The organism is Streptomyces sp. NPDC005648 (genome assembly GCF_040605395.1).
Taxonomy (GTDB): domain Bacteria; phylum Actinomycetota; class Actinomycetes; order Streptomycetales; family Streptomycetaceae; genus Streptomyces.
In genome coordinates this window covers 21,137-43,901 of record NZ_JBEXCS010000011.1, presented here as the reverse complement: position 1 = coordinate 43,901, position 22,765 = coordinate 21,137, and the positions used below count along the sequence as shown (strand labels likewise).

The following is a 22,765-nucleotide window of genomic DNA, read 5'->3' as shown; positions in this document are numbered from 1 at the left end:
TGAACGGGTGAAGAGCCAGCACCCGTTCCCCTCGCGCAATCCCGTCGGCGGTCATGTCCCCGTGGCCGGCGGGCTGAACTCCGTCGGTCTGACCTACGCCCGCGAGCTGCGGGCCGAGACCGTGCAGGTCTTCGTCGCCAACCCGCGCGGCTGGGCCACACCGGCGGGGAATCCGCGGCAGGACGAGGAGTTCCGGGCGGCGTGCGCGGCCGAGTCGATCCCGGTGTATGTGCACGCGCCGTATCTGATCAACTTCGGCTCGCACACCGAGGCGACCGTGGAGAGGTCGGTGGAGTCGCTGCGGCACTCGCTGCGCCGGGGGCGGGAGATCGGGGCGCTCGGCGTGGTCGTGCACACGGGCAGCGCGACCGGCGGCCGGGAGCGTGCCGTGGCGCTGAAGCAGGTGCGCGAGCACATGCTGCCGCTGCTGGACGAACTCACCCACGACGACGACCCGTTCCTGCTGCTGGAGTCGACGGCCGGCCAGGGCGCCTCGCTCTGCTCGCGGACCTGGGACTTCGGGCCGTACTTCGAGGCGCTGGACGCCCACCCGATGCTCGGGGTCTGCCTGGACACCTGCCACATCTTCGCCGCCGGGCACGATCTGACCGGGCCCAGCGGCATGCACCAGACCCTCGACCTCCTGGTGGACACGGTCGGTGCGGGACGGCTGAGGCTGATCCACGCCAACGACTCCAAGGACGTGGTCGGCGCGCACAAGGACCGGCACGAGAACATCGGCTCCGGTCACATCGGCGAGGACCCGTTCCGGGCGCTGATGACCCACCCCGCGACGGAGGGCGTACCGCTGGTCATCGAGACGCCCGGCGGCAAGGAGGGGCATGCGGCGGACGTGGAGCGGCTGAAGAAACTGCGCGATTCCTGACCTGTTCCGGAATACCCCCAGGGGGTATACGGTTTCTGCTCGGTGCAGCAACCGTTACCTGACGTTGGGGGCACTCATGCAGCACGAGGCGCACGAAACACACACGGCTCACGAAGCACACGCACACCATGGCCACCATCAGGCCGGCGCGAGCTGGGCCATGGCCGCCCAGGCCACCCTGCACTGCCTCACCGGCTGCGCCATCGGCGAGGTGCTGGGCATGGTGATCGGCACCGCGTTCGGCTGGGGCAACCTCGCGACGACCGTCCTGGCGATCGTGCTGGCCTTCTTCTTCGGGTACTCGCTCACCCTGCGCGGCGTACTGAGGGCCGGCGTCGGCTTCCGTGCCGCGTTCCGGGTGGCGCTGGCCGCGGACACGCTGTCCATCGCGGTGATGGAGCTGATCGACAACGGCGTGATCGTGCTGTGGCCCGACGCGATGGACGCCCAGCTCGGCGACCTGCTGTTCTGGGGCTCGCTCGCGATCTCACTGGTGATCGCCTTCGTGGTCACGACCCCCGTCAACAAGTGGATGATCGGCCGCGGCAAGGGACATGCCGTGGTGCACGAGTACCACTGAGGGCCGGGGCCGAGGGCCAGGGGGCAGGGCCGGAGCGGGGGTCAGAGCTCGGGGCCCTCCCCGGGCCCCTCCTGGTAGGAGTAGCGCTGCTCCTTCCAGGGGTCGCCGATGTTGTGGTAGCCGCGCTCCTCCCAGAAGCCTCGGCGGTCGGCGGTCATGTACTCGATGCCACGGACCCATTTGGGGCCCTTCCAGGCATACAGATGAGGGACGACCAGGCGCAGCGGGAAGCCGTGCTCCGCGGTGAGCAGTTCGCCGTCCTTGTGGGTGGCGAAGAGGGTGCGCTCGGAGGCGAAGTCCGAGAGGCGGAGGTTCGAGCTGAATCCGTACTCCGCCCAGACCATCACATGGGTGACGGCGGGCGCGGGCGGCACGATCTCCAGGATCGTACGGGCCGGGATACCGCCCCACTCGGCGCCGAGCATGCTGAACTTGGTGACGCAGTGCAGATCGGCGACGACGGAGGTGTACGGCAGCGCGGTGAACTCCTCGTGGTTCCAGCAGCGCTTCTCGCCGTCCGCGGTGGCGCCGAAGACCCGGAACTCCCAGCGCTCGGGGCGGAACTTGGGGACGGGTCCGTAATGCGTCACCGGCCAGCCGCGCTGGAGCCGCTGACCTGGCGGAAGCCCGGGCTGAGCCGCTCCTGTCGAATCGCGTTCTCCCGATTCACCTTCCCTCGGCTGACCCATGACTCCATCCTGACAGACCCGGACCGGTGCACCTCACCCGCGCCACCCAAACCAGGGCAATTGCGACTGAGCATGCACTTACTTACTAAGTGAAGACTTACTGGACGATCTTCCTCCCCGATGCAATCATGCGGCGCAACCTGCCCGTTCCCCCGGTCGGAAGGAGCCTCTGCGATGCAGGGCGACCCCGAGGTCATCGAATTCCTCAACGAGCAGCTCACCGGCGAGCTGACCGCGATCAACCAGTACTTCCTGCACGCGAAGATGCAGGAGAACTTCGGCTGGACCAAGCTCGCGAAGTACACCCGCCACGAGTCGTTCGACGAGATGAAGCACGCGGAGGTGCTCACCGACCGGATCCTCTTCCTGGAGGGCCTGCCGAACTACCAGCGCCTCTTCCATGTGCGCGTGGGGCAGACCGTCAAGGAGATGTTCGAGGCCGACCGGCAGATCGAGGTCGAGGCGATCGACCGCCTCAGGCGGGGCGTCGAGGTCATGCGCGGCAAGGGCGACATCACGTCCGCGAACATCTTCGAGTCGATCCTCGCGGACGAGGAGCACCACATCGACTATCTCGACACCCAGCTGGAGCTGCTGGAGAAGCTCGGTGAGGCGCTGTACATCGCCCAGCTGATCGAGCAGCCGGAGAGCTAGGCGGCCTCGTCCAGGCCCTCCATGCCGTCCAGCGCGGACAGAACCGGTCGGCCCTGGTCGGCGAGCTCCCGGCGCGGGCAGTTCCCACGGCCGAGGATCGCCTGGATACGACGGACGCACGAGCCGCAGTCCGTGCCGGCCTTGCAGGCGGAGGCGACCTGGCGGGGTGTGCAGGCGCCGTCGTCCGCGTGCTGCTGGATCTGCGCCTCGGTCACACCGAAGCAGCTGCAGACGTACACGCGGACTCACCTCCCGCCGAGATCAATAAGGCTAACCTAACCTTACCCGGCACTCGGTGCCCGCAAAAGTGCGGTGGGGCGCGGATCGCATGTGATCCGCGCCCCACCGCATGTCCCTGTAACAGCCGAAACCCTTACTGGTCCCTGTACATCTCCGCGACGAGGAACGCCAGGTCGAGGGACTGGCTGCGGTTCAGGCGCGGGTCGCAGGCCGTCTCGTAGCGCTGGTGCAGATCGTCGACGAAGATCTCGTCGCCGCCGCCCACGCACTCGGTGACATCGTCACCGGTGAGCTCGACATGGATGCCGCCCGGGTGGGTGCCGAGGCCCTTGTGGACCTCGAAGAAGCCCTTGACCTCGTCGAGCACGTCGTCGAAGCGGCGGGTCTTGTGGCCCGAGGCCGCCTCGAAGGTGTTGCCGTGCATCGGGTCGGTCACCCAGGCCACCGTCGCACCGGACGCGGTGACCTTCTCGACCAGCTCGGGCAGCTTGTCGCGGACCTTGTCGGCGCCCATGCGGACGATGAAGGTCAGCCGCCCCGGCTCACGGTCGGGGTCGAGGCGCTCGATGTACTGCAGCGCTTCCTCGGCCGTGGTCGACGGGCCGAGCTTGATGCCGATCGGGTTGCGGATCTTCGAGGCGAACTCGATGTGCGCGTGGTCCAGCTGCCGGGTGCGCTCGCCGATCCACACCATGTGCCCGGAGACGTCGTACAGCTTGCCCGTGCGGGAGTCGACCCTGGTCAGGGCGGACTCGTAGTCGAGCAGCAGTGCCTCGTGCGAGGAGTAGAACTCGACGGTCTTGAACTCCTCCGGGTCGGTGCCGCAGGCCCGCATGAAGTTCAGCGCGTTGTCGATCTCGCGGGCCAGCTGCTCGTAGCGCTGGCCGGACGGGGACGACTTCACGAAGTCCTGGTTCCAGGCGTGCACCTGGCGCAGGTCGGCGTAGCCGCCGGTGGTGAAGGCGCGCACCAGGTTCAGCGTGGAGGCGGAGGCGTGGTACATCCGCTTCAGCCGCTCGGGGTCCGGGATACGGGCCTCTTCGGTGAAGTCGAAACCGTTGACGGAGTCGCCGCGGTAGGTCGGCAGTGTCACGCCGTCGCGGGTCTCGGTCGGCTTGGAACGCGGCTTGGAGTACTGGCCGGCGATCCGGCCGACCTTCACCACGGGGACGGACGCGGCGTACGTCAGCACGGCGCCCATCTGGAGCAGCGTCTTCAGCTTGTTGCGGATATGGTCGGCCGACACGGCGTCGAAGGCCTCGGCGCAGTCGCCACCCTGGAGGAGGAACGCCTCTCCCTTGGCGACGGCCGCCATCCGGGCGCGCAGCTGGTCGCACTCGCCCGCGAAGACGAGCGGCGGATACGACTCGAGGTCCGCAACGACTGCGCGCAGAGCCTCGGTGTCGGGGTACTCGGGCTGCTGCGCCGCGGGCAGGTCTCGCCAGGTGTTGCCAGCGCTCGCGCTGGTCTTAGCGTTCACGGTCACCCCGTAAACATTACGGGGTCGTGTCGCCCGATTTTCGCCCGGCTCGACTGGTGAGACGGCGCGATCAGCGGACGGACATGGGGTAGAGTGCCCGCCATGTTCGCGCATTCGACCCAGAACTGGTGGTGGACCGCTCATCCGGCGGCCCACTGACTCGCGCGCACACAGGACTTCGCGAAGGCCGCCCGAGGGCGGCCTTCGGCGTTTCCGGGGTCCGTTCCTCGTCCGGCATCGACATCGCTCGACACCGACGGAAGAGGACCCATGGATCTCACCCAGCTCCTGCACGACGATCGCCCCTTCGCCCTGCTCCGCCGCCGCTCGCCGGGCCACGACGAGCGCACGGTCGAGCTGCTGATCGGCCCGGTCTCCACCTGCGAGCGCCTCGCCGACCTCCCCGACGAGGGCCTCGCGCTCATCCCGTTCCGGCAGATCCGCGAGCGCGGTTTCGACGTCCGGGACGACGGGACGCCGCTCATGGTGCTGACCCCGCAGGAGACCCGCACGCTGCCCCTGGACGAGGTCCTCGGACAGCTCCCCGCCCATGACGTCCGCGTCGAGAACGGCGGCTTCGACGTCGAGGACGAGGAGTACGGCGAGATCGTCGGCCGGGTGCTGCGCGAGGAGATCGGGCGGGGCGAGGGCGCCAACTTCGTGATCCGGCGGACGTACGAGGGTGAGATCCCGGGGTTCTCCCGCGCGGACGCCCTCGCGCTGTTCCGGCGGCTGCTGGAGGGTGAGCGGGGCGCGTACTGGACGTTCGTGGTGCACACCGGGGAGCGGACGCTGGTCGGGGCGAGCCCCGAGGTGCATGTGCGGATGTCCGGCGGCACGGTCGTCATGAACCCGATCAGCGGGACCTACCGATATCCCGCCGAAGGGCCCACCCCCGAGCACCTGCTCGACTTCCTCGCCGACGGCAAGGAGATCGAGGAGCTGTCGATGGTCGTCGACGAGGAGCTCAAGATGATGTGCACGGTCGGCGACATGGGCGGGGTGGTGATCGGCCCGCGGCTGATGGAGATGGCCCATCTCGCGCACACCGAGTACGAGTTGCGCGGGAAGTCGTCCCTGGACGTGCGCGAGGTCCTGAAGGAGACCATGTTCGCGGCGACCGTCACCGGCTCGCCCGTGCAGAACGCCTGCCGGGTCATCGAGCGGCACGAGGTCGGCGGACGGGGCTACTACGCGGGCGCGCTCGCCCTGCTCGGCCGCGACGGCGGCGGGGCGCAGACCCTCGACTCCCCCATCCTGATCCGCACCGCCGACATCTCCGCCGAGGGACATCTGCGGGTGCCGGTCGGCGCGACGCTGGTGCGGGGCAGCGACCCGGCGAGCGAGGTGGCCGAGACCCACGCGAAGGCGGCCGGTGTGCTGGCGGCTCTGGGCGTACGGCCGTCCCGGCCGCGCGGCACGCACGCGCGCGTACGGCTCGCCGACGACCCACGCGTGCGTGCCGCGCTCGACGGGCGCCGGGCCTCGCTCGCGCCGTTCTGGCTGCGAATGCAGGAGCGGTCGTACGAACTCCAGGGGCATGCCCTGGTGGTCGACGGGGAGGACACCTTCACCTCGATGCTCGCGCATGTGCTGCGCTCGGGCGGGCTGGAGGTCACCGTCCGGCGCTATGACGAGCCGGGGCTGCGGGAGGCCGCCCTCGCCCACGAGGGGCCCCTGGTGCTCGGCCCCGGTCCCGGTGACCCGTCCGACCTGGACGACCCGAAGATGCGGTTCCTGCGGGAGCTGACCGCCGAGGTGGTCCGGGGCCACCGGCACGGTGTGCTGGGCGTCTGCCTCGGGCACGAGCTGATCGCGGCCGAGCTGGGCCTGGAGATCGTACGGAAGGAAGTGCCCTACCAGGGCGCGCAGACGACGATCGACCTGTTCGGACGGCCCGAGACCGTCGGTTTCTACAACAGTTTCGTGGCCCGCTGCGACGACGAGTCGCGCACCGAACTCGCCGCCCACGGCATCGAGTTGAGCCGGGCCGGCAACGGTGAGGTGCACGCCCTGCGAGGCCCCGGGTTCGCCGGTGTGCAGTTCCACCCGGAGTCGGTCCTGACGCTGGACGGCGCCACGGTCGTGCGGGAGCTGATCGGACAGCTGCGGAACACGACCGTCTAGGCGCCTTTTCGGATCGGCTTCGGCTCGGTTTGGATCAGCCGAAGAAGACCCCGACCTCCGCGTACAGCTCCGGGTCCACCGTCTTCAGCTTGGACGTGGCCTCCGAGATCGGCACGCGGACGATGTCCGTGCCGCGCAGGGCGACCATCTTGCCGAAGTCGCCCTCGCGGACGGCGTCGATGGCGTGCAGACCGAAGCGGGTGGCGAGCCACCGGTCGAAGGCGCTCGGGGTGCCGCCCCGCTGGATGTGCCCGAGGACGGTGGTGCGGGCCTCCTTGCCGGTGCGCTTCTCGATCTCCTTGGCCAGCCACTCGCCGACTCCGGAGAGGCGCACATGCCCGAAGGAGTCCAGCGACTCGTCCTTGAGGACCACATCGCCGTCCTTCGGCATGGCGCCCTCGGCGACGACCACGATGGGGGCGTACGACGCCTTGAAGCGGGAGGTGATCCAGGCGCACACCTGGTCGAGGTCGAAGCGCTGTTCCGGGATGAGGATGACGTTGGCGCCGCCCGCGAGCCCGGAGTGCAGGGCGATCCAGCCGGCGTGACGGCCCATCACCTCGCAGACCAGGACCCGCATATGGGACTCGGCGGTGGTGTGCAGCCGGTCGATGGCCTCGGTGGCGATGCCGACCGCGGTGTCGAAGCCGAAGGTGTAGTCGGTGGCGGAGAGGTCGTTGTCGATCGTCTTCGGTACACCGACGACGGGCACGCCGTACTCGTCGGTGAGGCGCGCCGCCACGCCCAGGGTGTCCTCGCCGCCGATCGCGATGAGCGCGTCGACCTCCTGCTTGGCGAGGTTCTCCTTGATGCGGCGGATGCCGTTCTCCTGCTTGAGCGGATTGGTGCGCGAGGAGCCGAGGATGGTGCCGCCGCGGGGCAGGATGCCGCGCACCGCGGGGATGTCGAGGCGGACGGTGTCGCCGTCGAGCGGTCCGCGCCAGCCGTCCCGGTAGCCGACGAAGTCGTAGCCGTACTCCTGCACGCCCTTGCGGACGATGCCCCGGATGACGGCGTTGAGTCCGGGGCAGTCGCCGCCTCCGGTCAGTACTCCGACCCGCATGGAAATGTCCCTTCGCCGCGTTTGCCTGGTTGCAGCCACGCTAATGGTGATCCAGGTCACAGAGGGATGGGCGGGAAGGGCAATTCCGGTGAATCATCGGGACGTTGGTTTACTCGTCGTCAAGCCCGCGCTCTATGGCGTACCGAACGAGTTCCACCCGGTTGTGCAGCTGGAGCTTGCCGAGGGTGTTCTGGACGTGGTTCTGGACCGTCCGGTGGGAGATGACCAGGCGTTCGGCGATCTGCTTGTAGCTCAGGCCCTTGGCGACCAGGCGCAGCACCTCGGTCTCACGGTCGGTGAGCTGCGGGGCCCCCGGCTCGTCGGTACCGGCGGCGGGCGCGGGCTCGGAGGCGAGACGGCGGTACTCACCGAGGACCAGCCCGGCCAGGCCCGGCGTGAACACCGGGTCGCCGACGGCCGTGCGGCGCACCGCGTCCAGCAGCTCCTCGGTCGACGCCGACTTCAGCAGATAGCCGGTCGCGCCCGACTTCACGGCCTCCAGCACATCCGCGTGCTCGCCGCTCGCGGACAGCACCAGGACCCTCAACGCCGGGTTGTGGCCGACCAGTTCCTTGCAGACCTGGACGCCGGGCTTCAGCGGCAGGTTCAGGTCGAGGACGAGGACGTCGGGGCCCGCGGCCCTGGCGCGGCGTACGGCCTGGTCGCCGTCGCCCGCGGTGGCGACCACGTCGAAGCCGGACTCGGTCAGGTCACGGGCGACCGCGTCGCGCCACATGGGGTGGTCGTCGACCACCATGACCTTGATCGGGCCCTGCTGCTCACTCATCGATGCCCCGCCTTCGCGTCCTTCGGTACCTTCAGTTCGACCTCCGTGCCCTGCCCGGGCACCGAGATCAGCTCGGCGCTGCCGCCGAGGTCCCGCAGCCGGCCCCGGATGGAGAGGGCCACGCCGAGCCGCCCCTCCCCCTCGGCCTGGGCGAGCCGCCCCTCGGGGATGCCGGGGCCGTCGTCCCGTACGGTCACCACGACCTCGCCGGGCTCGTCCTCGACGAGGATCCACGCGCGCGCGTCGTCGCCGGCGTGTCTGCGCACGTTGTCCAGGGCGGCGCCGACGGCCGCGGCCAGCTCCTTCGCGGCGGGCGCGGACAGCAGCACGGGCGCACCGGGCTCGGCGAAGCTGACCTTCGCGGCGGCGTGGGGCGCGAGCAGCGCCCGCAGGTCCACGGGCGCGTCCTCGTCGTACGAGGGCTCGTCGACGGCCCGGACGACCGCGCCCTCGGACGCGTCCTCCGAGGCCCGTGAGACGGGCACCAGACCGCCGGAGACCAGTGTGCGCAGGGCGACCTCCTGCTCCCCGGCCATACGGCCCAGCTCGCCCGCCTCACCACCGATGACCGCGCCCCGGCGCTGCACCATGGCCAGCACCTGCAGCACCCCGTCGTGGATGTCCCGGGCGAGCCGCTCCCGCTCCCTGGTCGCGGCCTCGATCTCCAGGGCGCGGGCGAGGGTGCGCTCGGAGGCGCGGGCGACCTCGACGACGTAGCCGATGGCGATGGAGGCGACCCAGACCAGGATGACGTTGTGGACGGTGTCGCGGGCCGGGGCGCCGCGCTCGATGAGGTTGGCGGCGGCGACCGGGGTGGAGGCGAAGGCGGCCCAGCGCCAGCCGCCCTTGATGGCGAAGGCGAGGACCGAGCCGGCGGTCCATATCGACGGCAGGGTCGGGCCGCCGCTCTGGATGTGCTGCTCGTTGGCGGCGAGCGGGGTCAGGAGGATGCCGGTGAGCGCGATGGCGAGGTCGGCGGTGAGGAAGCGCTTGGTGCAGGCTGCCGCGCTCTGGACGCGGGGCAGGGTGGCGAGCGTCCAGACGAACAGGACGCCGTAGTAGCCGATGGCCACGCTCGCGTGGTCGTACTCGTCGTAGGCGGTGGCGAACAGGCCGACCGCGTACAGCATGGTGAGCACCCGGTACGCGGACAGCGCACGCCACAGCGGCTGCTCGACCGACATACGGATGACGCGCTCACGCTTCGGCACGTACCCCACCCCCCAGCTTCCGGCCCCTCGCCCCCTCGAACCGACAGCCTAGGCCCCGGAGTTCTCCTTCTTGGCCTGTTCCGCCTGCTCCTTGGCCTGTTCCTTGGCCTGTTCCTTCTCGGCCTTCGCCGCGTCCGCGATCCTCCGCTTGGCGGCGGTCGCGTACATGTCGACGTACTCCTGGCCGGAGAGCTTCATGATCTCGTACATGACCTCGTCGGTCACCGCGCGCAGCACGAAGCGGTCGTGCTCCATGCCCTGGTAGCGGCTGAAATCCAGGGCCTTGCCGATGCGGATGCCGGGCCGCATGAGCTTGGGCATCACCTTGCCCGGCGGCTGGATCTTCTCCGTGTCGATCATGGCGACCGGGATGACCGGCGCGCCGGAGGCGAGCGCCACGCGCGCGAGTCCGCCGGGCTTGCCCCGGTAGAGGCGCCCGTCGGGCGAGCGGGTGCCCTCGGGGTAGATGCCGAACAGCTCGCCGCGCTCCAGGACCTCCAGGCCGCTCTTGATCGCCGCCTCACCCGCGCCGCGCGCGCCGGAGCGGTCCACCGGGAGCTGGCCGACGCCCTTGAAGAACGCGGCCGTCAGCCGGCCCTTCACCCCGGGCGTGGTGAAGTACTCCGCCTTGGCGATGAATGTCACCTTGCGGTCCAGGACCGCGGGCAGGAAGAACGAGTCCGAGAAGGAGAGGTGGTTGCTCGCCAGGATCGCGGCGCCCTCGGCGGGAATGTTCTCGAGGCCCTCCACCCAGGGCCTGAAGGTGACCTTCAGCGGTCCGCCGATAGCGACCTTCATCGCGCCGTACAACACCCGTGTGCCTCCAGTTTCCGTCGATCAGACCTTAACCCGGCCCGCTGTCAAAGGAGCCGACGACCCTGGTCGGTGTCAGTGCCGTCGCGTACGGTGAAGCACAACCTGGACTTCACGTCACGCTCATGAAGTCGCGTGCGCTCGTGGAGTCCCGCTCATGAACCGCCACTCTCATGAACAGGAGACCGATGGTGCCGGTCCTTCCTGGAGCCGAGCCGTTCCGCCACGAGGGCGGGGAGACCGGTGTCCTCCTCTGCCACGGCTTCACCGGTTCGCCCCAGTCGCTGCGCCCCTGGGCGGAGTACCTCGCCGAGCGCGGCCTGACGGTCTCGCTGCCCCTGCTGCCGGGCCACGGCACCCGCTGGGAGGACATGCAGCTCACCGGCTGGCAGGACTGGTACGCGGAGGTGGACCGGGAGCTGCGCGCGCTCGTCGACCGCTGCGAGCGGGTCTTCGTGGCCGGTCTGTCCATGGGCGGCGCCCTCGCCCTGCGGCTGGCCGCCAAGCACGGGGACGCGATCAGCGGTGTCGTGGTCGTCAACCCGGCGAACAAGGTGCACGGCCTGTCCGCGTACGCCCTTCCGGTGGCCCGCCACTTCGTGCGGACGGCGCCCGGCATCGCCAGCGACATCGCGAAGGAGGGCGGCGTCGAGGTGGGCTACGACAAGGTGCCCCTGCACGCGGCGCACTCCCTGCGGACCTTCTTCCGGATCGTCGACCGCGAGCTGCCCCAGGTCACCCAGCCGCTGCTGCTTCTGCACAGCCCGCAGGACCATGTGGTGCCGCCGGTCGACTCGGCGCGCATCCTGGGCCGGGTCTCGTCCCGGGACGTCCGCGAGATCCTGCTGGAACAGAGCTACCACGTCGCGACGTTGGACCACGACGCGGACCGGATCTTCGAGGAGAGCCTCTCGTTCATCGGCCGGCTCGCAACCGGTGTCGGCAAGGAAGGGACGGCCGCAGGTGGCTGAGCACGGTTCGGATCGCGAGGACCGCGAACCGGAGGAGCAGGGCGTCCCCTTCGACGAGGACGCCGCGTGGGCGGCGATCGTCGCCGGGTACGGCGAGGAGCCGGCGGACCCACCGGGCACGAAGCCGTTCAAGTCGGTGGAGGACCTGGCGCTGCTGGAGCCCGAGACCAACGACGAGCAGCCGGCGCCGAAGGAGGAAAAACCCCGGGAGGAGAAGCCGGCGAAGCCCCTGGGGGGCTCGGTCTCCTTCGCCCCGGGCGTCGGCGGACCGCGCGACTACTCGACCCCCGAGCCCTCCGAGGACGACTACGACGAGGACGACGAGGGCCACTTCGAACCGCCGGAGCCGCCCCCGCTGCCCGCCGCCGACACCACCGCGAAGTTCGCCTGGCTGGGCGTGGTCGGCGGCCCGATCCTGCTGCTGCTGGCCGTGGTCCTCGGCTGGGACATGACCTGGTGGCTGGCCACGCTCGGCGTCGGCGGCTTCCTCGGCGGCTTCGCCACGCTGGTGATGCGGATGCGCACGGACGAGGACGAGGACGGCGACCCGGGTCGGGGCGCGGTGGTCTGACGCCGCCTCGGCACCTCACCGGACACCTCCCGAGGGCCCGCCCGGAACACCCGGGCGGGCCCTCGTGCGTCCGGAGCGGACGGGCCCCGGACGGGACGGGATGGAACTCGATCGGCGGTTGCGGCGAAGGACGGGTGACAAGCAGCGACAAGCCCAAGCCTTCGAGGCGTTCGGACGAACGAGAGGAGCCCCGATGACCGTCGGACCGGGCGTCGGCACCCGCGCGGAGGATCGCGGGGAGAGTGACGCCCGCGTGATCGAGCGGTCCCGGGAGGAGCCCGAGGCGTTCGCCGCGCTCTACGACCGCCACGCCGACGCCGTGCACCGGTACGCGGCGCGACGGCTCGGTCCGGAGGCGGCGGAGGACCTGATGGCGGAGACCTTCGTCACCGCCTTCCAGAGACGCGAGACCTACGACCTCACGCGTGCCGACGCCCGTCCGTGGCTGTTCGGCATCGCGACCAACCTCGTGGGCCGGCACCGCCGGGCCGAGGCACGCCGCTTCAAGGCGCTCGCCAGGGTCCCGGCACCGGTCGAGCACGAGGAACCGGTCGCCGAGCGCGCGGTCGCCAGGGCCGGTGCCGTGGGGGTGCGCCGGGACCTGGCGGCCGCGTTGGCCGGGCTGTCCGCCCGGCAGCGCGATGTGGTGCTCCTGGTGGCCTGGGCCGGCCTCGACTACGAGGAGGCGGCCCTGGCGCTGGGGGTGCCGGTCGGCACGGTCAGATCGCGGTTGCACCGGGCCCGCAGCAGACTGCGCGAAGCACTGGGCGGCACCGATCCGACAGCTTTCCGAGAGGCGGACGCCCATGCGTGACATCGACGAACTGCGCGAACTGAGGGACTTCGACGCGGGGGCACCCCCGCTCGACGAGAGGACCCGTGCCCGGGTCAGGGCCCGGCTGCTGCGGGCGGCGCAGAAGGAGGCGACGCCGGTGGCGGTACGACGCCGACGCCCGGTTCTCCGTATCGCGCTGACCGGTCTGGTGGCCGCCGCGGTCGCCGGGACCGTCGTGGTCGCCGTGCACGACGACGAGTCCACGAGGAGGGTGGCGACGCCGCCCGCCGGCAGCGCGCCCGCCATGCGGAACATGAGCGCGCGGACCGTGCTGACGAAGGCGGCCGCCTACCAGCGGGCGCACGAGCGGCAGGTCGCCCCGCGCGCCGACCAGTACATCTACACCAGGGAGATCATCAAGGAGACGGAGGTGGGCACCGGCGTCACCAGGTCGTATGTGGACGAGAACTGGGTGTCGGTCGACCAGTCGAAGCCGTCCTGGGTGATGGAGATCGGCAAGGGGTGGTGGTCGCCCCCGCCGAAGAAGAACGAGAGCGTGTGGCCGACGCAGGACTGGTCGCGGCTGTCGAAGCTGCCCACGGACCCCGACAAGCTGCTCCTGGCCATGCGCAACCCGACCCATCCGTCGACGGACGACTCCACGCCCATCACGGACGACGCCTGGCCCATGATCAACTTCTTCCTCGAAGGGCTGCTGTACCGCGTCCCGGTCATGCCGCCCGGGCTGCGGGCGGCCGCGTACGAGGCGCTGGGGAAGATCCCCGGGAACATGGTGACGCCGCACGTGAAGGACGCCCGCGGCCGGGTGGGCATCGGCGTCACCTACAGCGGACGGCCGAGCCTCGGCACGATGATCTTCGACCCGAAGACCTACGCGTTCCTCGGCTTCAGGAACACGCGCACCTCCGGCGACGGCAAGGCGATGAAGACGTACATCCAGCTGTCGTACCTGGACAGCTGGGCGATCGTCGACAAGGTGAAGGTCCGACCGTCCACCGAGAGCTAGGCGGCGGGGATCCTGAGGGTGGCCAGGACCGGGAGGTGGTCCGTGGCCGCCCTCAGGTCCGCGTCGGTGACGCCGGGCAGGTCGGTGGGGACCCCGCAGCCGAGCACCTCGATGCCCTTGGTGGCGAAGATCGCGTCGATACGGCGGTGCGGGGCGTCCCGGATCCAGGTGTGCTCGGCGCCCTGCGGCCGGGTGGCCCAGCAGTCCTGGAGGTTCTCGGCCAGCCGGCGGAAACTGCGGCCGTCCGGGCGGTCGTTGAGGTCACCGCCGGCGACCGCGTGGTCCAGGCCGAAGCCGGCGAGACGGTCGAGGAGCATGCCGGACTGCTCGTAGCGCTCGTCCTCGTCGAGGGAGAGATGGCAGCTGAGGACGCCGAGGCGGGCGCTGCCGAAGCGGACGACCGCGGTCGCGAAGCCTCGGCGGTGTTGGCCCGGGGTGAGGGGGAGAAGGACGTCCTCGGTGCGTTCGACCGTGGTGCGCAGATCGCAGAGGATGGCGGGGCCCGCCGCCGTACCGCCGCCGGTGAGGATCACCAGGTCGGCGGCGTGGGCGAGACGGGCGAGTTTCTTGCGCCAGCGGAAGAAACGGGGTGCTTCCTGGATCAGGACCAGGTCCGGTTCGCAGGCGCGGATGACCCGGGCGAGCGCATCGGTGTCGTCTCGCATCGAGCGGATGTTGTAGCTGAGGACTCGGACGAGAGCGGGGTCGTCGGGCTCCATGTGGATCAATGTACGCCCCATGGGCGGGGGCGCGAGGCGAGTGCGCGACCGGCGGTCGTGTACAGCCGGTCGCGCCCCGCGGCGGAGCCGCTGATGTCACAGCCCCGCGCCCCTTCAGGGCGTGCGGGTCACCGTGTCCCGAAAAGGGCCGTCACATGATCGGATCGGGCTCTCGCGCCAGGTCCGCCGCTCCGACGAGACCCGCCTTGTTGCCCAGCTGGGCGGCGATGACGTCGGCCACCGGGCGCCAGTTACCGCCCACCAGCCAGCGCTTGTAGGACTTGCGGATGGGGTCGAGGACCAGTTCACCCTCGTCGGAGAGGCCGCCGCCGACGATGAAGGCGGAGGGGTCGAAGAGCGAGGCGAGGTCGGCGAGGCCGGCGCCGGCCCAGCGGGCGAGTTCGCGGTAGGAGTCGACGGCTACCGGGTCGCCCTGACGGGCGGCCATGGAGATGTGCTTGCCCTCGATGCCCTCGGGGCTGCCGTCACCGAGGCCGAGCAGGATCTCGGCGTTCTCGGGGGTCGCGTTGGCACGCTGCTTGGCGTATCTGACCAGGGCGCGCCCGGAGGCGTACTGCTCCCAGCAGCCCTGCGAGCCGCAGCCGCAGAGCAGCCCGTCCGGGACCATACGGATGTGGCCGAACTCGGCGGCGACGCCGAAGTGGCCGCGGCGCAGCTTGTTGCCGATGATGATGCCGCCGCCGAGGCCGGTGCCGAGGGTGATGCAGATGACGTTGCGGTGGCCCTTGCCGGCGCCGAACCGGTACTCGCCCCATGCGGCCGCGTTGGCGTCGTTCTCCACGACGACTGGGAGGCCGACGCGGGCCTGGACCTTCTCCTGGAGCGGTTCGTTGCGCCAGTCGATGTTGGGCGCGAAGTAGACCTCCGAACGCTGCCGGTTCACATAACCGGCGGCGCCGATGCCCACGCCGACGATCTCGTGCCCGGCGCGCGCGCCCTCCACGGCGGAGGCGATGGCGTCCACGATCGCCTCGGGCGTACCCGGGGTCGGCACCTTGTGGGTCGAGAGGATCTTGCCTTCCTCGTCGACCACACCGGCCGCGATCTTGGTACCGCCGATGTCGACGCCGATGGTGAGTCCCATGAATCCCTCAGTTTCGGTCGAGCCCCGCTACGGCCAACCGTACCCGAGGCCCTGGGGCCGGGTTCCCGTCGTCCGTACGGCGGACGGGCCCGGCCGCCACCTGGGACGTCAGTCCAGATCGATGCGCTGCCCGGGCCCGGTGCCCTCGCCGCGGTCGCGGTCCTGGCTCTCGTCGAGATCCTTGTGCAGGTCGGTCGGGCGGCTCGTCCAGCGCTGTTCCTGGGCCTGGACGGCGGAGCGGTAGGCGGCGAGCAGTTCGTTGCCCGCGGCCGCCAGGTGGTCGAAGACATCCGGGTTGCGTTCCACGACCGGCTCGACCGCCGCCTTCGCCTGCTGGACGACCTGTCTCACCACCTGCTGCGCGGCCGGCCCGGCGACCGCGCCGAGCAGTGGCGACTGGATCGTCGACAGCTTCTCCGAGACGGCGTCGACCAGCTTGCGCAGCTCCTCGGCGGCCGAACCCTTGGGCGGGCCGTACTGGGCGCGACGGCGGGCCTTCTCCGCGGCGAGGTCCTCGGCGGCGGCCGTCGCCCAGGCGTCGGCGTCGGTGGCCCGCTCCTCGCCGACGGCTTCGTTCTCACCGGCATCCGACGGACGGAGCTCTTCGCTCATGACGGACTCCTGACTACGGTTCGTCCCTACGACGTTACCCGAATGGGCGTACGTCGTTCACCGCCTCTCCGGCCAGAGGTCCCGGTCCGGCGCGAACCGGATCCGCAGCACCCCGTCGCGCAGGGCGGCCCCTTCCACCGTGCACCGGCGCAGGACCGAGGGGAGGCCGACGATCCGCCGGAAGGCACCGACCGAGACGACGAGCTCGTCCCCGCGCCGGATCAGGTCGAGGTCATCGCGTATCGCGCCGGGCAGCGGGAGGTTCCAGACGAGTACCCCGTCCTCGGCGAGCCTGTCGAGGACCGGCCACTCGACGGTGGACGTCATGTCGTTGACGCCGGGGACGGGAAGGACGGCGAGGTCGTCCGCACCTCGCGGATCACGCCCGAGGTGGTGCAGAGGCCGTATGGCGTACGACTCCTGCCACTCCTCCAGCACCTTGCGCTGCTGGGCGACGGGCCCCGCGAGCCATCCGTCGGCGGCCGACTCGGGCAGCACCCGGTTGGCGACGAGGACATCGGTCCGCAGCCCCCGCAGGGCGAGGCCGAGCGTGGCGTCGCGTACGGCGTCGGCCCCGGCGGGGCCCGGCTCCGCGACCAGCCGCACCACGGTGCCCCGATCGGCGAGCACCGCTTCCACGGCCCCCAGCTCCAAGTCCCACCGGGCGGCGGTCTCGTAGAGCCACTCGGACGGCATGGGCACCCCGGCCAGGCGCCCGAGAACGGGCCGCAGCGCGCGGGCGGCCTGCCGCTCAGGGGGCAGCAACCGGCGCAGATACCGGCGCAGTTCCTCGGGCAGCGAGAGCAGCGCGAGGGCCTGAGAGGTGGGCGGCAGATCAACGACCAGCAGCTCGTGCGACTCGGCGAGAGCGGCGTCCCGCAGCGCACGCAGGAGGGTCAGCTCCTCGGCCCCGGGGAGCGGAGTGACCTCTTCGGCGTCCAGCCGGGAGGCACCGAGGAGGTCGAGGACGTTCGCCGCGCGTTCCTGGAAGGCGGTGAGATCGTCCCGGAAACCGGCGGCGGCGTCCGGCCGCCAGGCGGTCAGGTTCGGGGCGACCGCGACGGGCGCCGGGCCGGTGGCCGCACCGAGCGCCGCACCGAGGGTGTCGGTGCGATCGGCACTGAGCACCAGGGTGCGGGTGCCCGCACGGGCGGCGTCCAGGGCGGTGGCGGCGGCGACGGTGGTACGACCACTGCCGCCGGGCCCGATGATCAGGATGGTGCGCATGACGGTGAACGGTAACTCACACCGGCCGAGGGGCGCGGGCGGTGACCGAGCGGCTGCGCCGTGGGACGTGACCGGCCCCGACGCACCCGCGTCCGGCGACGAACCCCTACTCCCCCGCCTCGACCCGCTTCTTCAACCCGGCCAGCGCCCGGTCGATGATGACCTTCTCGGCCTTGCGCTTGATCATCCCCAGCATCGGGATCTTGACGTCCACGGTGAGCTGGTAGACGACCTCGGTCGCCCCGTCCCCCACCGCCTTCAGGATGTACGCCCCGTCCAGCGACCGCAGCATCTGCGACTTCACCAGCGTCCAGGAGACCTCGTTCTCCCCGGTCCAGGTGTACGCCAGCACCTGGTCGTCCTTGATCGCACCCGCGTCCATCACCAGACGGACCTGCTCGGCGCGACCCTGGCCGTCGGTCTGGAGAACCTCCGCCTCCTTCACCTCCCCGGTCCAGTCCGGGTAGCGCGCGAAGTCGGCGATCACCCCCATGACATCGGCCGGTGCCGCCTCGATGGTGATGCTCGAGCTGGTGTGTTCCGCCATCGCCGTGGCTCCTCCAGATGCGGGCCGGTACAGGGGTCGTCGTGCGCACGTGCGTGCAGCGTGAAGGCTACCGCGCACGTCGGCGCCCGACTTCACCCCCTACCGGCGTTCACCGCCCATTCCAGCGCCCAGGGTTTGCCGGACCCCGCGAAGTGCCCCACGTTCACACACTCGGTGGCCCCGATCCGCATCCGCCGTACCAGCGGCTGGTGGACATGGCCGAACAGCGCGTACCGGGGCCGGGTCCGCCGGATCGCCTCCAGCAGGGCCACGCTGCCCCGTTCGAAGCGGCGCGCGACGGTGTCGTAGACCAGCTCGGGCACCTCCGGGGGGATGTGGGTGCACAGCACGTCGACCTCGCCCACGGCCTCGATCTTCGCCGCGTACTCCTCGTCGCTGATCTCGTACGGCGTGCGCATCGGGGTCCGCAGGCCGCCGCCCACGAAGCCGAAGACCCAGCCACCGATCTCCACCCGCTCGCCGTCCAGCACGGTCGTGCCGGGGCCGGCGTACTCGGGCCAGAGTGGCGGCATATCGACATTGCCGTAGGTCGCGTACGTCGGTGTCGGAAAGGCCGCGAACATCTCTGCGTACTGTCTGCGCACCGCCTTCTCGATGGCCGCGCGGCGGTCGCCGCCGATGCCCGCCCACAGTTCGGCGCCGAAGTCGCGGGCCTCCTCGAAGCGGCGGGCGGTGCGCAGTTCGACAAGCCGGTCGGCGTTCGCCGCGCCGAACAGATCGGGGAAGATGCCGCGCGAGTGGTCGGCGTAGTCGAGGAAAAGGACCAGGTCACCCAGGCAGATCAGGGCATCGGCACCCTCGCCGGCACGGGCCAGGTCACGGGCGTTGCCGTGGACGTCGCTGACCACGTGGACGCGCGTGGTGCGGTTACCGGGTGGTGTGGATGCCATGACGATCAAGGGTAAGCGTGTGCGGTGTACGTGAACAGTGCCGGACGGACCTGCGGTTACTGGCCAGTCAGTTAGTGGGTGGACTACGGTACGGCGAGGAACACCAATCTGTGTGACGCAGCGAACATCTCGCCGGGACCCCCTGTCGAAGAAGCCATACCGGCGGGTAACGTCCGGGCAGTCCAGTCGTGCTCAGGAATTCAACGACCGATTGCCTGAGTACCTGCCCGAGCCTTGGACCGACCGTCGCATCACACAACGTCGTGGCGCCGGCGCCCTATGAGGAGCAGCAGTCTTGCGCGAGTTCAGCCTTCCGGCTTTGTACGAGGTCCCTGCGGACGGCAATCTCACCGACATCGTCCGTAGAAACGCCGCGCAGCATCCCGATGTGGCCGTCATCGCCCGCAAGGTGGGCGGTTCCTGGCAGGACGTGACGGCCACGGCCTTCCTGGCCGAGGTGCACGCGGCGGCCAAGGGTCTCATCGCCTCCGGTGTCCAGCCGGGCGACCGGGTGGGCCTGATGTCCCGGACGCGCTACGAGTGGACGCTGCTGGACTTCGCGATCTGGAGCGCGGGCGCGGTGACCGTGCCGGTGTACGAGACCAGCTCGCCGGAGCAGGTGGAGTGGATCCTCGCGGACTCCGGTGCCCGTGCGATCGTCGTGGAGCTGGACACCCATGCGGCCGCCGTGGAGTCGGTGCGTGACCGGCTGCCGCAGCTCAAGCACGTGTGGCAGATCGAGGGTGGCGGGGTCGAGGAGCTCGGGCGCCTCGGCAAGGACGTCTCCGACGCGACCGTCGACGAGCGCAGCTCGCAGGCGAGGGCCGACGACCCGGCGACGATCGTCTACACCTCGGGCACCACCGGCCGCCCCAAGGGCTGTGTGCTCACCCACCGCAGCTTCTTCGCCGAGTGCGGCAACATCGTGGAGCGGCTGCGTCCCCTGTTCCGCACCGGTGACTGCTCGGTCCTGCTCTTCCTGCCGCTCGCGCACGTCTTCGGCCGGCTCGTGCAGATCGCGCCGATGATGGCGCCGATCAAGCTGGGCATGGTCCCGGACATCAAGAACCTCACCGACGAGCTGGCGTCCTTCCGGCCGACGCTGATCCTGGGCGTCCCGCGGGTCTTCGAGAAGGTCTACAACTCGGCGCGCGCGAAGGCGCAGGCGGACGGCAAGGGCAAGATCTTCGACAAGGCCGCGGACACCGCGATCGCGTACAGCAGGGCGCTGGACTCGCCCTCGGGCCCGTCGCTCGGCCTGAAGCTCAAGTACCGGACCTTCGACAAGCTGGTCTACAGCAAGCTGCGCGCGGTGCTGGGCGGCCGGGGCGAGTACGCCATCTCCGGCGGCGCGCCGCTGGGCGAGCGGCTGGGTCACTTCTTCCGCGGCATCGGCTTCACGGTCCTGGAGGGCTACGGCCTGACGGAGTCCTGTGCGGCGACCGCCTTCAACCCCTGGGACCGGACCAAGATCGGCACGGTCGGGCAGCCGCTGCCGGGCTCGGTGATCCGGATCGCGGACGACGGCGAGGTGCTGCTGCACGGCGAGCACCTGTTCAAGGGCTACTGGAACAACGAGGCCGCCACGGCGGAGGCGCTGCGGGACGGCTGGTTCCACACCGGTGACATCGGCACCCTCGACGAGGACGGCTATCTCAGGATCACCGGCCGCAAGAAGGAGATCATCGTCACCGCGGGCGGCAAGAACGTCGCCCCGGCCGTGATCGAGGACCGCATCCGCGCGCACGCGCTGGTCGCGGAGTGCATGGTGGTGGGCGACGGGCGGCCGTTCGTGGGCGCGCTGGTCACCATCGACGAGGAGTTCCTGGGCCGCTGGGCCGCCGAGCACGGCAAGCCCGCGGGTGTCACCGCGGCGTCGCTGCGCCAGGACCCGGATCTGCTCGCTGCGATCCAGGACGCGGTCGACGACGGCAACGCCGCGGTGTCGAAAGCGGAATCGGTGCGGAAGTTCCGCATTCTGTCCTCCCAGTTCACGGAGGAGTCGGGCCACCTGACGCCGTCGCTGAAGCTCAAGCGCAATGTGGTGGCGAAGGACTACGCGGACGAGATCGAGGCCATCTACCAGAAGTAGAACGGCACTTGGGTCAGGTGTCCTCGGCGAGAACCCGGGTCATCGTGCGCTCGGCGAGCGCGGTGATGGTGACGAACGGGTTCACGCCGATGTTGCCCGGCACCAGTGAGCCGTCGGTGACATAGAGCTTCGAATACCCCTTCACCCGGCCGTAGTTGTCGGTCGCCTTGCCCAGCACACAGCCGCCGAGCGGGTGGTAGCAGAAGTCGTCGGCGAAGACCTTGCTGGACGAGCCGAACAGGTCGTAGCGGTAGATGGTGGAGTTCGCCGAGTTGATCCGGTCGAACAGCTTCTTGGCCATGGCGACCGAGACCGCGCTCTGGGCCGCGGTCCAGCCCAGTTTCACCCCGTCGCTCGCGGAGTCGTAGGTGAAGGCGGCCCGTTCGGGGTTCTTGGTGATCGCCAGGTACAGGCTCACCCAGGTCTCGAAGCCGATGGGCAGCGGGGCGATCTCGGCGAAGACCGGGTTGTCGGCGTTGGCCCAGTCGTCGATGCCCATGACCGGCATGGTCGACTGGTTGGCGCCGGTGGTGTCCCAGATGTGGTTGGCGCGGCCCAGCATGGTGTTGCCGTTGGGGCCCCAGCCGGCGCCGACACTGGCGTTGAGGGCGGGCAGCGCGCCCGTGTCCCTGGCCCGGACGAGGAGTTCGGTGGTGCCGAGGCTGCCGCCGCCGAGGAACAGGTACGTGCAGCTGTACGTCTTGGTCGCCACGACCGCGCCGGTGACGTCGATCCGGTCGGCTGTCAGCAGCCAGCTCCCGTCGCTCGCCTGTCTGATGGCCCTGACCCGCTCCATCGTGTTGATGGTGACGTTCCCGGTGCCGAGCGCGGACGCCAGATAGGTCTTGTCGAGGCTCTTCTTGCCGTAGTTGTTGCCGTAGATGACCTCCTGCGCGAGCGCCGACTTGGTGGCGGTGCCGGCCGCCTCGCGCTGCATGTAGCCGAAGTCGTAGACGTTCGGCACGAAGGTCGTCTTGAGGCCGGTGTTGTCGGCGGCCTTCCGTGACGTGCGGGCGAACTGGTACCACTCGGTCGACTCGAACCAGGCCGGGTCGATGGTGTTGACGCCGAGCATGGCGCGGGCGCGCGGGAAGTACGTGTTGTACATCTCGGTGGCGTCCACGGTCGGGAACTGCTCGGTGAAGTACGACTGGAGCGGGGTGACCGCCATACCGCCGTTGACCAGGGAGCCGCCGCCGACCCCGCGTCCGACGTACACGGACATGTTGGCGTAGTGCACGCGGTCCAGGACGCCCGGGTAGGGGGTGATGTTCTTGTTGACGACGTCCAGCCACATGAAGGTGGCCAGCGGGGCCTCGGTGCGGGACTTGAACCACATGGAGCGCTGGTCGGGGTTGGCGGTGTTGCAGAAGATCTTGCCGTCGGCGCCGGGGGTGTTCCACAGCTGCCCCATCTCCAGGACGAGCGTGCGGATGCCGGCCTGACCGAGCCGGAGGGCGGCGACGGCACCGCCGTACCCCGAACCGATCACGATGGCGGGCGCGTTGTCGACGGAGGCCGCTTCCTCCGCCGCCTGAGCCGACTGCAGACCGATCCGGGTGAGCCCGGCCGCCGCCGCGCTCTGCAGGGCGATCATGCCCAGTATTTGACGTCTCGTCAGCTGATGCTGCGTCAGTTTCACTGTCATGCGCGCAGCATCGGCGGATTATCGGCCTCC

The 22,765-nt window shown here is 70.2% G+C and carries 24 protein-coding genes; 10 read left to right on the top strand and 14 right to left on the bottom strand.

What is annotated here, in order from left to right; genetic code table 11:
• Nucleotides 1-7 precede the first annotated feature (7 nt).
• Both ABZT17_RS08955 and ABZT17_RS08950 read left to right on the top strand, forming a co-directional pair.
• Nucleotides 8-886, top strand: a complete 879-nt coding sequence (locus ABZT17_RS08955; protein ID WP_356345603.1) for a deoxyribonuclease IV — start codon at nucleotides 8-10, stop codon at nucleotides 884-886.
• Between the two features lie 76 nt (nucleotides 887-962).
• A complete protein-coding gene (locus ABZT17_RS08950) occupies nucleotides 963-1,466 on the top strand; it encodes a DUF4396 domain-containing protein (protein ID WP_356345601.1) in 504 nt (167 codons plus the stop codon).
• 41 nt (nucleotides 1,467-1,507) lie between these two features.
• On the opposite strand, the gene ABZT17_RS08945 is transcribed toward ABZT17_RS08950, so the two are convergent.
• Nucleotides 1,508-2,155 (bottom strand): sulfite oxidase-like oxidoreductase, encoded by a 648-nt coding sequence (locus tag ABZT17_RS08945; protein WP_356345599.1) that lies wholly within the window; start codon nucleotides 2,153-2,155, stop codon nucleotides 1,508-1,510.
• A gap of 174 nt (nucleotides 2,156-2,329) precedes the next feature.
• On the opposite strand from ABZT17_RS08945, the gene bfr reads away from it, so the two are divergent.
• Entirely contained in the window at nucleotides 2,330-2,809 is a 480-nt protein-coding gene (bfr, locus tag ABZT17_RS08940) for a bacterioferritin (RefSeq protein WP_356345596.1), read from the top strand.
• Here the strand turns inward: bfr and ABZT17_RS08935 are convergent.
• Entirely contained in the window at nucleotides 2,806-3,048 is a 243-nt protein-coding gene (locus ABZT17_RS08935; protein ID WP_356345594.1) for a (2Fe-2S)-binding protein, read from the bottom strand. The two genes, bfr and ABZT17_RS08935, sit on opposite strands and share 4 nt — an antisense overlap.
• 134 nt (nucleotides 3,049-3,182) lie before the next feature.
• The gene (locus tag ABZT17_RS08930; protein WP_356345591.1) at nucleotides 3,183-4,535 is read right to left on the bottom strand and encodes a class II 3-deoxy-7-phosphoheptulonate synthase; all 1,353 of its coding nucleotides are present in this window, start codon (nucleotides 4,533-4,535) and stop codon (nucleotides 3,183-3,185) included.
• Nucleotides 4,536-4,631: 96 nt separating this feature from the next.
• On the opposite strand from ABZT17_RS08930, the gene ABZT17_RS08925 reads away from it, so the two are divergent.
• Entirely contained in the window at nucleotides 4,632-4,688 is a 57-nt protein-coding gene (locus ABZT17_RS08925; protein ID WP_071528813.1) for a trp operon leader peptide, read from the top strand.
• 111 nt (nucleotides 4,689-4,799) lie between these two features.
• Nucleotides 4,800-6,656, top strand: coding sequence for an anthranilate synthase family protein (locus ABZT17_RS08920; protein ID WP_356345589.1), 1,857 nt, complete (start codon nucleotides 4,800-4,802; stop codon nucleotides 6,654-6,656).
• Nucleotides 6,657-6,690: 34 nt separating this feature from the next.
• Here ABZT17_RS08920 and ABZT17_RS08915 read toward each other — a convergent pair whose 3' ends face one another.
• The 4 genes from ABZT17_RS08915 to ABZT17_RS08900 all read right to left on the bottom strand — a co-directional run bounded on the left by ABZT17_RS08915 (nucleotide 6,691) and on the right by ABZT17_RS08900 (nucleotide 10,530).
• A complete protein-coding gene (locus tag ABZT17_RS08915; protein WP_356345587.1) occupies nucleotides 6,691-7,719 on the bottom strand; it encodes a 6-phosphofructokinase in 1,029 nt (342 codons plus the stop codon).
• Nucleotides 7,720-7,828: 109 nt separating this feature from the next.
• The gene (locus tag ABZT17_RS08910) at nucleotides 7,829-8,506 is read right to left on the bottom strand and encodes a response regulator transcription factor (protein ID WP_356345584.1); all 678 of its coding nucleotides are present in this window, start codon (nucleotides 8,504-8,506) and stop codon (nucleotides 7,829-7,831) included.
• Nucleotides 8,503-9,717 (bottom strand): DUF5931 domain-containing protein, encoded by a 1,215-nt coding sequence (locus ABZT17_RS08905; protein WP_356345582.1) that lies wholly within the window; start codon nucleotides 9,715-9,717, stop codon nucleotides 8,503-8,505. The genes ABZT17_RS08910 and ABZT17_RS08905 overlap by 4 nt, the downstream gene beginning before the upstream one ends.
• 48 nt (nucleotides 9,718-9,765) lie before the next feature.
• Nucleotides 9,766-10,530, bottom strand: a complete 765-nt coding sequence (locus ABZT17_RS08900) for a 1-acyl-sn-glycerol-3-phosphate acyltransferase (protein WP_356345579.1) — start codon at nucleotides 10,528-10,530, stop codon at nucleotides 9,766-9,768.
• 191 nt (nucleotides 10,531-10,721) lie between these two features.
• Between ABZT17_RS08900 and ABZT17_RS08895 the strand changes: the two genes are divergently transcribed.
• The 4 genes from ABZT17_RS08895 (at nucleotide 10,722) to ABZT17_RS08880 (ending at nucleotide 13,874) form a co-directional block, all read left to right on the top strand.
• On the top strand, nucleotides 10,722-11,501 hold the full coding sequence (locus tag ABZT17_RS08895) for an alpha/beta fold hydrolase (protein WP_356345855.1): 780 nt from the start codon (nucleotides 10,722-10,724) through the stop codon (nucleotides 11,499-11,501).
• Nucleotides 11,494-12,072, top strand: coding sequence for a hypothetical protein (locus ABZT17_RS08890; RefSeq protein WP_356345577.1), 579 nt, complete (start codon nucleotides 11,494-11,496; stop codon nucleotides 12,070-12,072). Before ABZT17_RS08895 ends, ABZT17_RS08890 begins: the two co-directional genes overlap by 8 nt.
• Before the next feature lie 193 nt (nucleotides 12,073-12,265).
• Entirely contained in the window at nucleotides 12,266-12,886 is a 621-nt protein-coding gene (locus ABZT17_RS08885) for an RNA polymerase sigma factor (protein ID WP_356345573.1), read from the top strand.
• Nucleotides 12,879-13,874, top strand: coding sequence for a CU044_5270 family protein (locus ABZT17_RS08880; RefSeq protein WP_356345571.1), 996 nt, complete (start codon nucleotides 12,879-12,881; stop codon nucleotides 13,872-13,874). The genes ABZT17_RS08885 and ABZT17_RS08880 overlap by 8 nt, the downstream gene beginning before the upstream one ends.
• On the opposite strand, the gene ABZT17_RS08875 is transcribed toward ABZT17_RS08880, so the two are convergent.
• From ABZT17_RS08875 to ABZT17_RS08850, 6 genes are all read right to left on the bottom strand, one after another.
• Nucleotides 13,871-14,593: an endonuclease/exonuclease/phosphatase family protein gene (locus ABZT17_RS08875; RefSeq protein ID WP_356345568.1), complete on the bottom strand. Its 723-nt coding sequence runs from the start codon at nucleotides 14,591-14,593 to the stop codon at nucleotides 13,871-13,873. The two genes, ABZT17_RS08880 and ABZT17_RS08875, sit on opposite strands and share 4 nt — an antisense overlap.
• A gap of 151 nt (nucleotides 14,594-14,744) precedes the next feature.
• Entirely contained in the window at nucleotides 14,745-15,698 is a 954-nt protein-coding gene (locus tag ABZT17_RS08870) for an ROK family glucokinase (RefSeq protein WP_356345565.1), read from the bottom strand.
• A 108-nt stretch (nucleotides 15,699-15,806) separates the two neighbouring features.
• Nucleotides 15,807-16,310, bottom strand: coding sequence for a DUF5304 domain-containing protein (locus ABZT17_RS08865; protein WP_356345563.1), 504 nt, complete (start codon nucleotides 16,308-16,310; stop codon nucleotides 15,807-15,809).
• 57 nt (nucleotides 16,311-16,367) lie between these two features.
• A complete protein-coding gene (locus ABZT17_RS08860; RefSeq protein ID WP_356345560.1) occupies nucleotides 16,368-17,537 on the bottom strand; it encodes an ArsA-related P-loop ATPase in 1,170 nt (389 codons plus the stop codon).
• Nucleotides 17,538-17,643: 106 nt separating this feature from the next.
• Entirely contained in the window at nucleotides 17,644-18,084 is a 441-nt protein-coding gene (locus ABZT17_RS08855; protein WP_356345558.1) for an SRPBCC family protein, read from the bottom strand.
• 92 nt (nucleotides 18,085-18,176) lie between these two features.
• A complete protein-coding gene (locus tag ABZT17_RS08850) occupies nucleotides 18,177-18,995 on the bottom strand; it encodes a metallophosphoesterase (RefSeq protein ID WP_356345555.1) in 819 nt (272 codons plus the stop codon).
• Nucleotides 18,996-19,290: 295 nt separating this feature from the next.
• Between ABZT17_RS08850 and ABZT17_RS08845 the strand changes: the two genes are divergently transcribed.
• A complete protein-coding gene (locus tag ABZT17_RS08845) occupies nucleotides 19,291-21,087 on the top strand; it encodes an AMP-dependent synthetase/ligase (RefSeq protein WP_356345553.1) in 1,797 nt (598 codons plus the stop codon).
• A 13-nt stretch (nucleotides 21,088-21,100) separates the two neighbouring features.
• On the opposite strand, the gene ABZT17_RS08840 is transcribed toward ABZT17_RS08845, so the two are convergent.
• Nucleotides 21,101-22,684: a GMC oxidoreductase gene (locus ABZT17_RS08840; RefSeq protein WP_356345551.1), complete on the bottom strand. Its 1,584-nt coding sequence runs from the start codon at nucleotides 22,682-22,684 to the stop codon at nucleotides 21,101-21,103.
• Nucleotides 22,685-22,765 lie beyond the last annotated feature (81 nt).

What these genes read in the sequence shown, in the direction of transcription:
- ABZT17_RS08850 (WP_356345555.1), bottom strand. Translation starts at nt 18,995, where the DNA reads ATGGCATCCACACCACCCGGTAACCGCACCACGCGCGTCCACGTGGTC.
- ABZT17_RS08885 (WP_356345573.1), top strand. Translation starts at nt 12,266, where the DNA reads ATGACCGTCGGACCGGGCGTCGGCACCCGCGCGGAGGATCGCGGGGAG.
- ABZT17_RS08910 (WP_356345584.1), bottom strand. Translation starts at nt 8,506, where the DNA reads ATGAGTGAGCAGCAGGGCCCGATCAAGGTCATGGTGGTCGACGACCAC.
- ABZT17_RS08875 (WP_356345568.1), bottom strand. Translation starts at nt 14,593, where the DNA reads ATGGAGCCCGACGACCCCGCTCTCGTCCGAGTCCTCAGCTACAACATC.
- ABZT17_RS08865 (WP_356345563.1), bottom strand. Translation starts at nt 16,310, where the DNA reads ATGAGCGAAGAGCTCCGTCCGTCGGATGCCGGTGAGAACGAAGCCGTC.
- ABZT17_RS08870 (WP_356345565.1), bottom strand. Translation starts at nt 15,698, where the DNA reads ATGGGACTCACCATCGGCGTCGACATCGGCGGTACCAAGATCGCGGCC.
- ABZT17_RS08855 (WP_356345558.1), bottom strand. Translation starts at nt 18,084, where the DNA reads ATGGCGGAACACACCAGCTCGAGCATCACCATCGAGGCGGCACCGGCC.
- ABZT17_RS08860 (WP_356345560.1), bottom strand. Translation starts at nt 17,537, where the DNA reads ATGCGCACCATCCTGATCATCGGGCCCGGCGGCAGTGGTCGTACCACC.
- bfr (WP_356345596.1), top strand. Translation starts at nt 2,330, where the DNA reads ATGCAGGGCGACCCCGAGGTCATCGAATTCCTCAACGAGCAGCTCACC.
- ABZT17_RS08880 (WP_356345571.1), top strand. Translation starts at nt 12,879, where the DNA reads ATGCGTGACATCGACGAACTGCGCGAACTGAGGGACTTCGACGCGGGG.
- ABZT17_RS08945 (WP_356345599.1), bottom strand. Translation starts at nt 2,155, where the DNA reads ATGGGTCAGCCGAGGGAAGGTGAATCGGGAGAACGCGATTCGACAGGA.
- ABZT17_RS08920 (WP_356345589.1), top strand. Translation starts at nt 4,800, where the DNA reads ATGGATCTCACCCAGCTCCTGCACGACGATCGCCCCTTCGCCCTGCTC.
- ABZT17_RS08915 (WP_356345587.1), bottom strand. Translation starts at nt 7,719, where the DNA reads ATGCGGGTCGGAGTACTGACCGGAGGCGGCGACTGCCCCGGACTCAAC.
- ABZT17_RS08950 (WP_356345601.1), top strand. Translation starts at nt 963, where the DNA reads ATGCAGCACGAGGCGCACGAAACACACACGGCTCACGAAGCACACGCA.
- ABZT17_RS08840 (WP_356345551.1), bottom strand. Translation starts at nt 22,684, where the DNA reads ATGATCGCCCTGCAGAGCGCGGCGGCGGCCGGGCTCACCCGGATCGGT.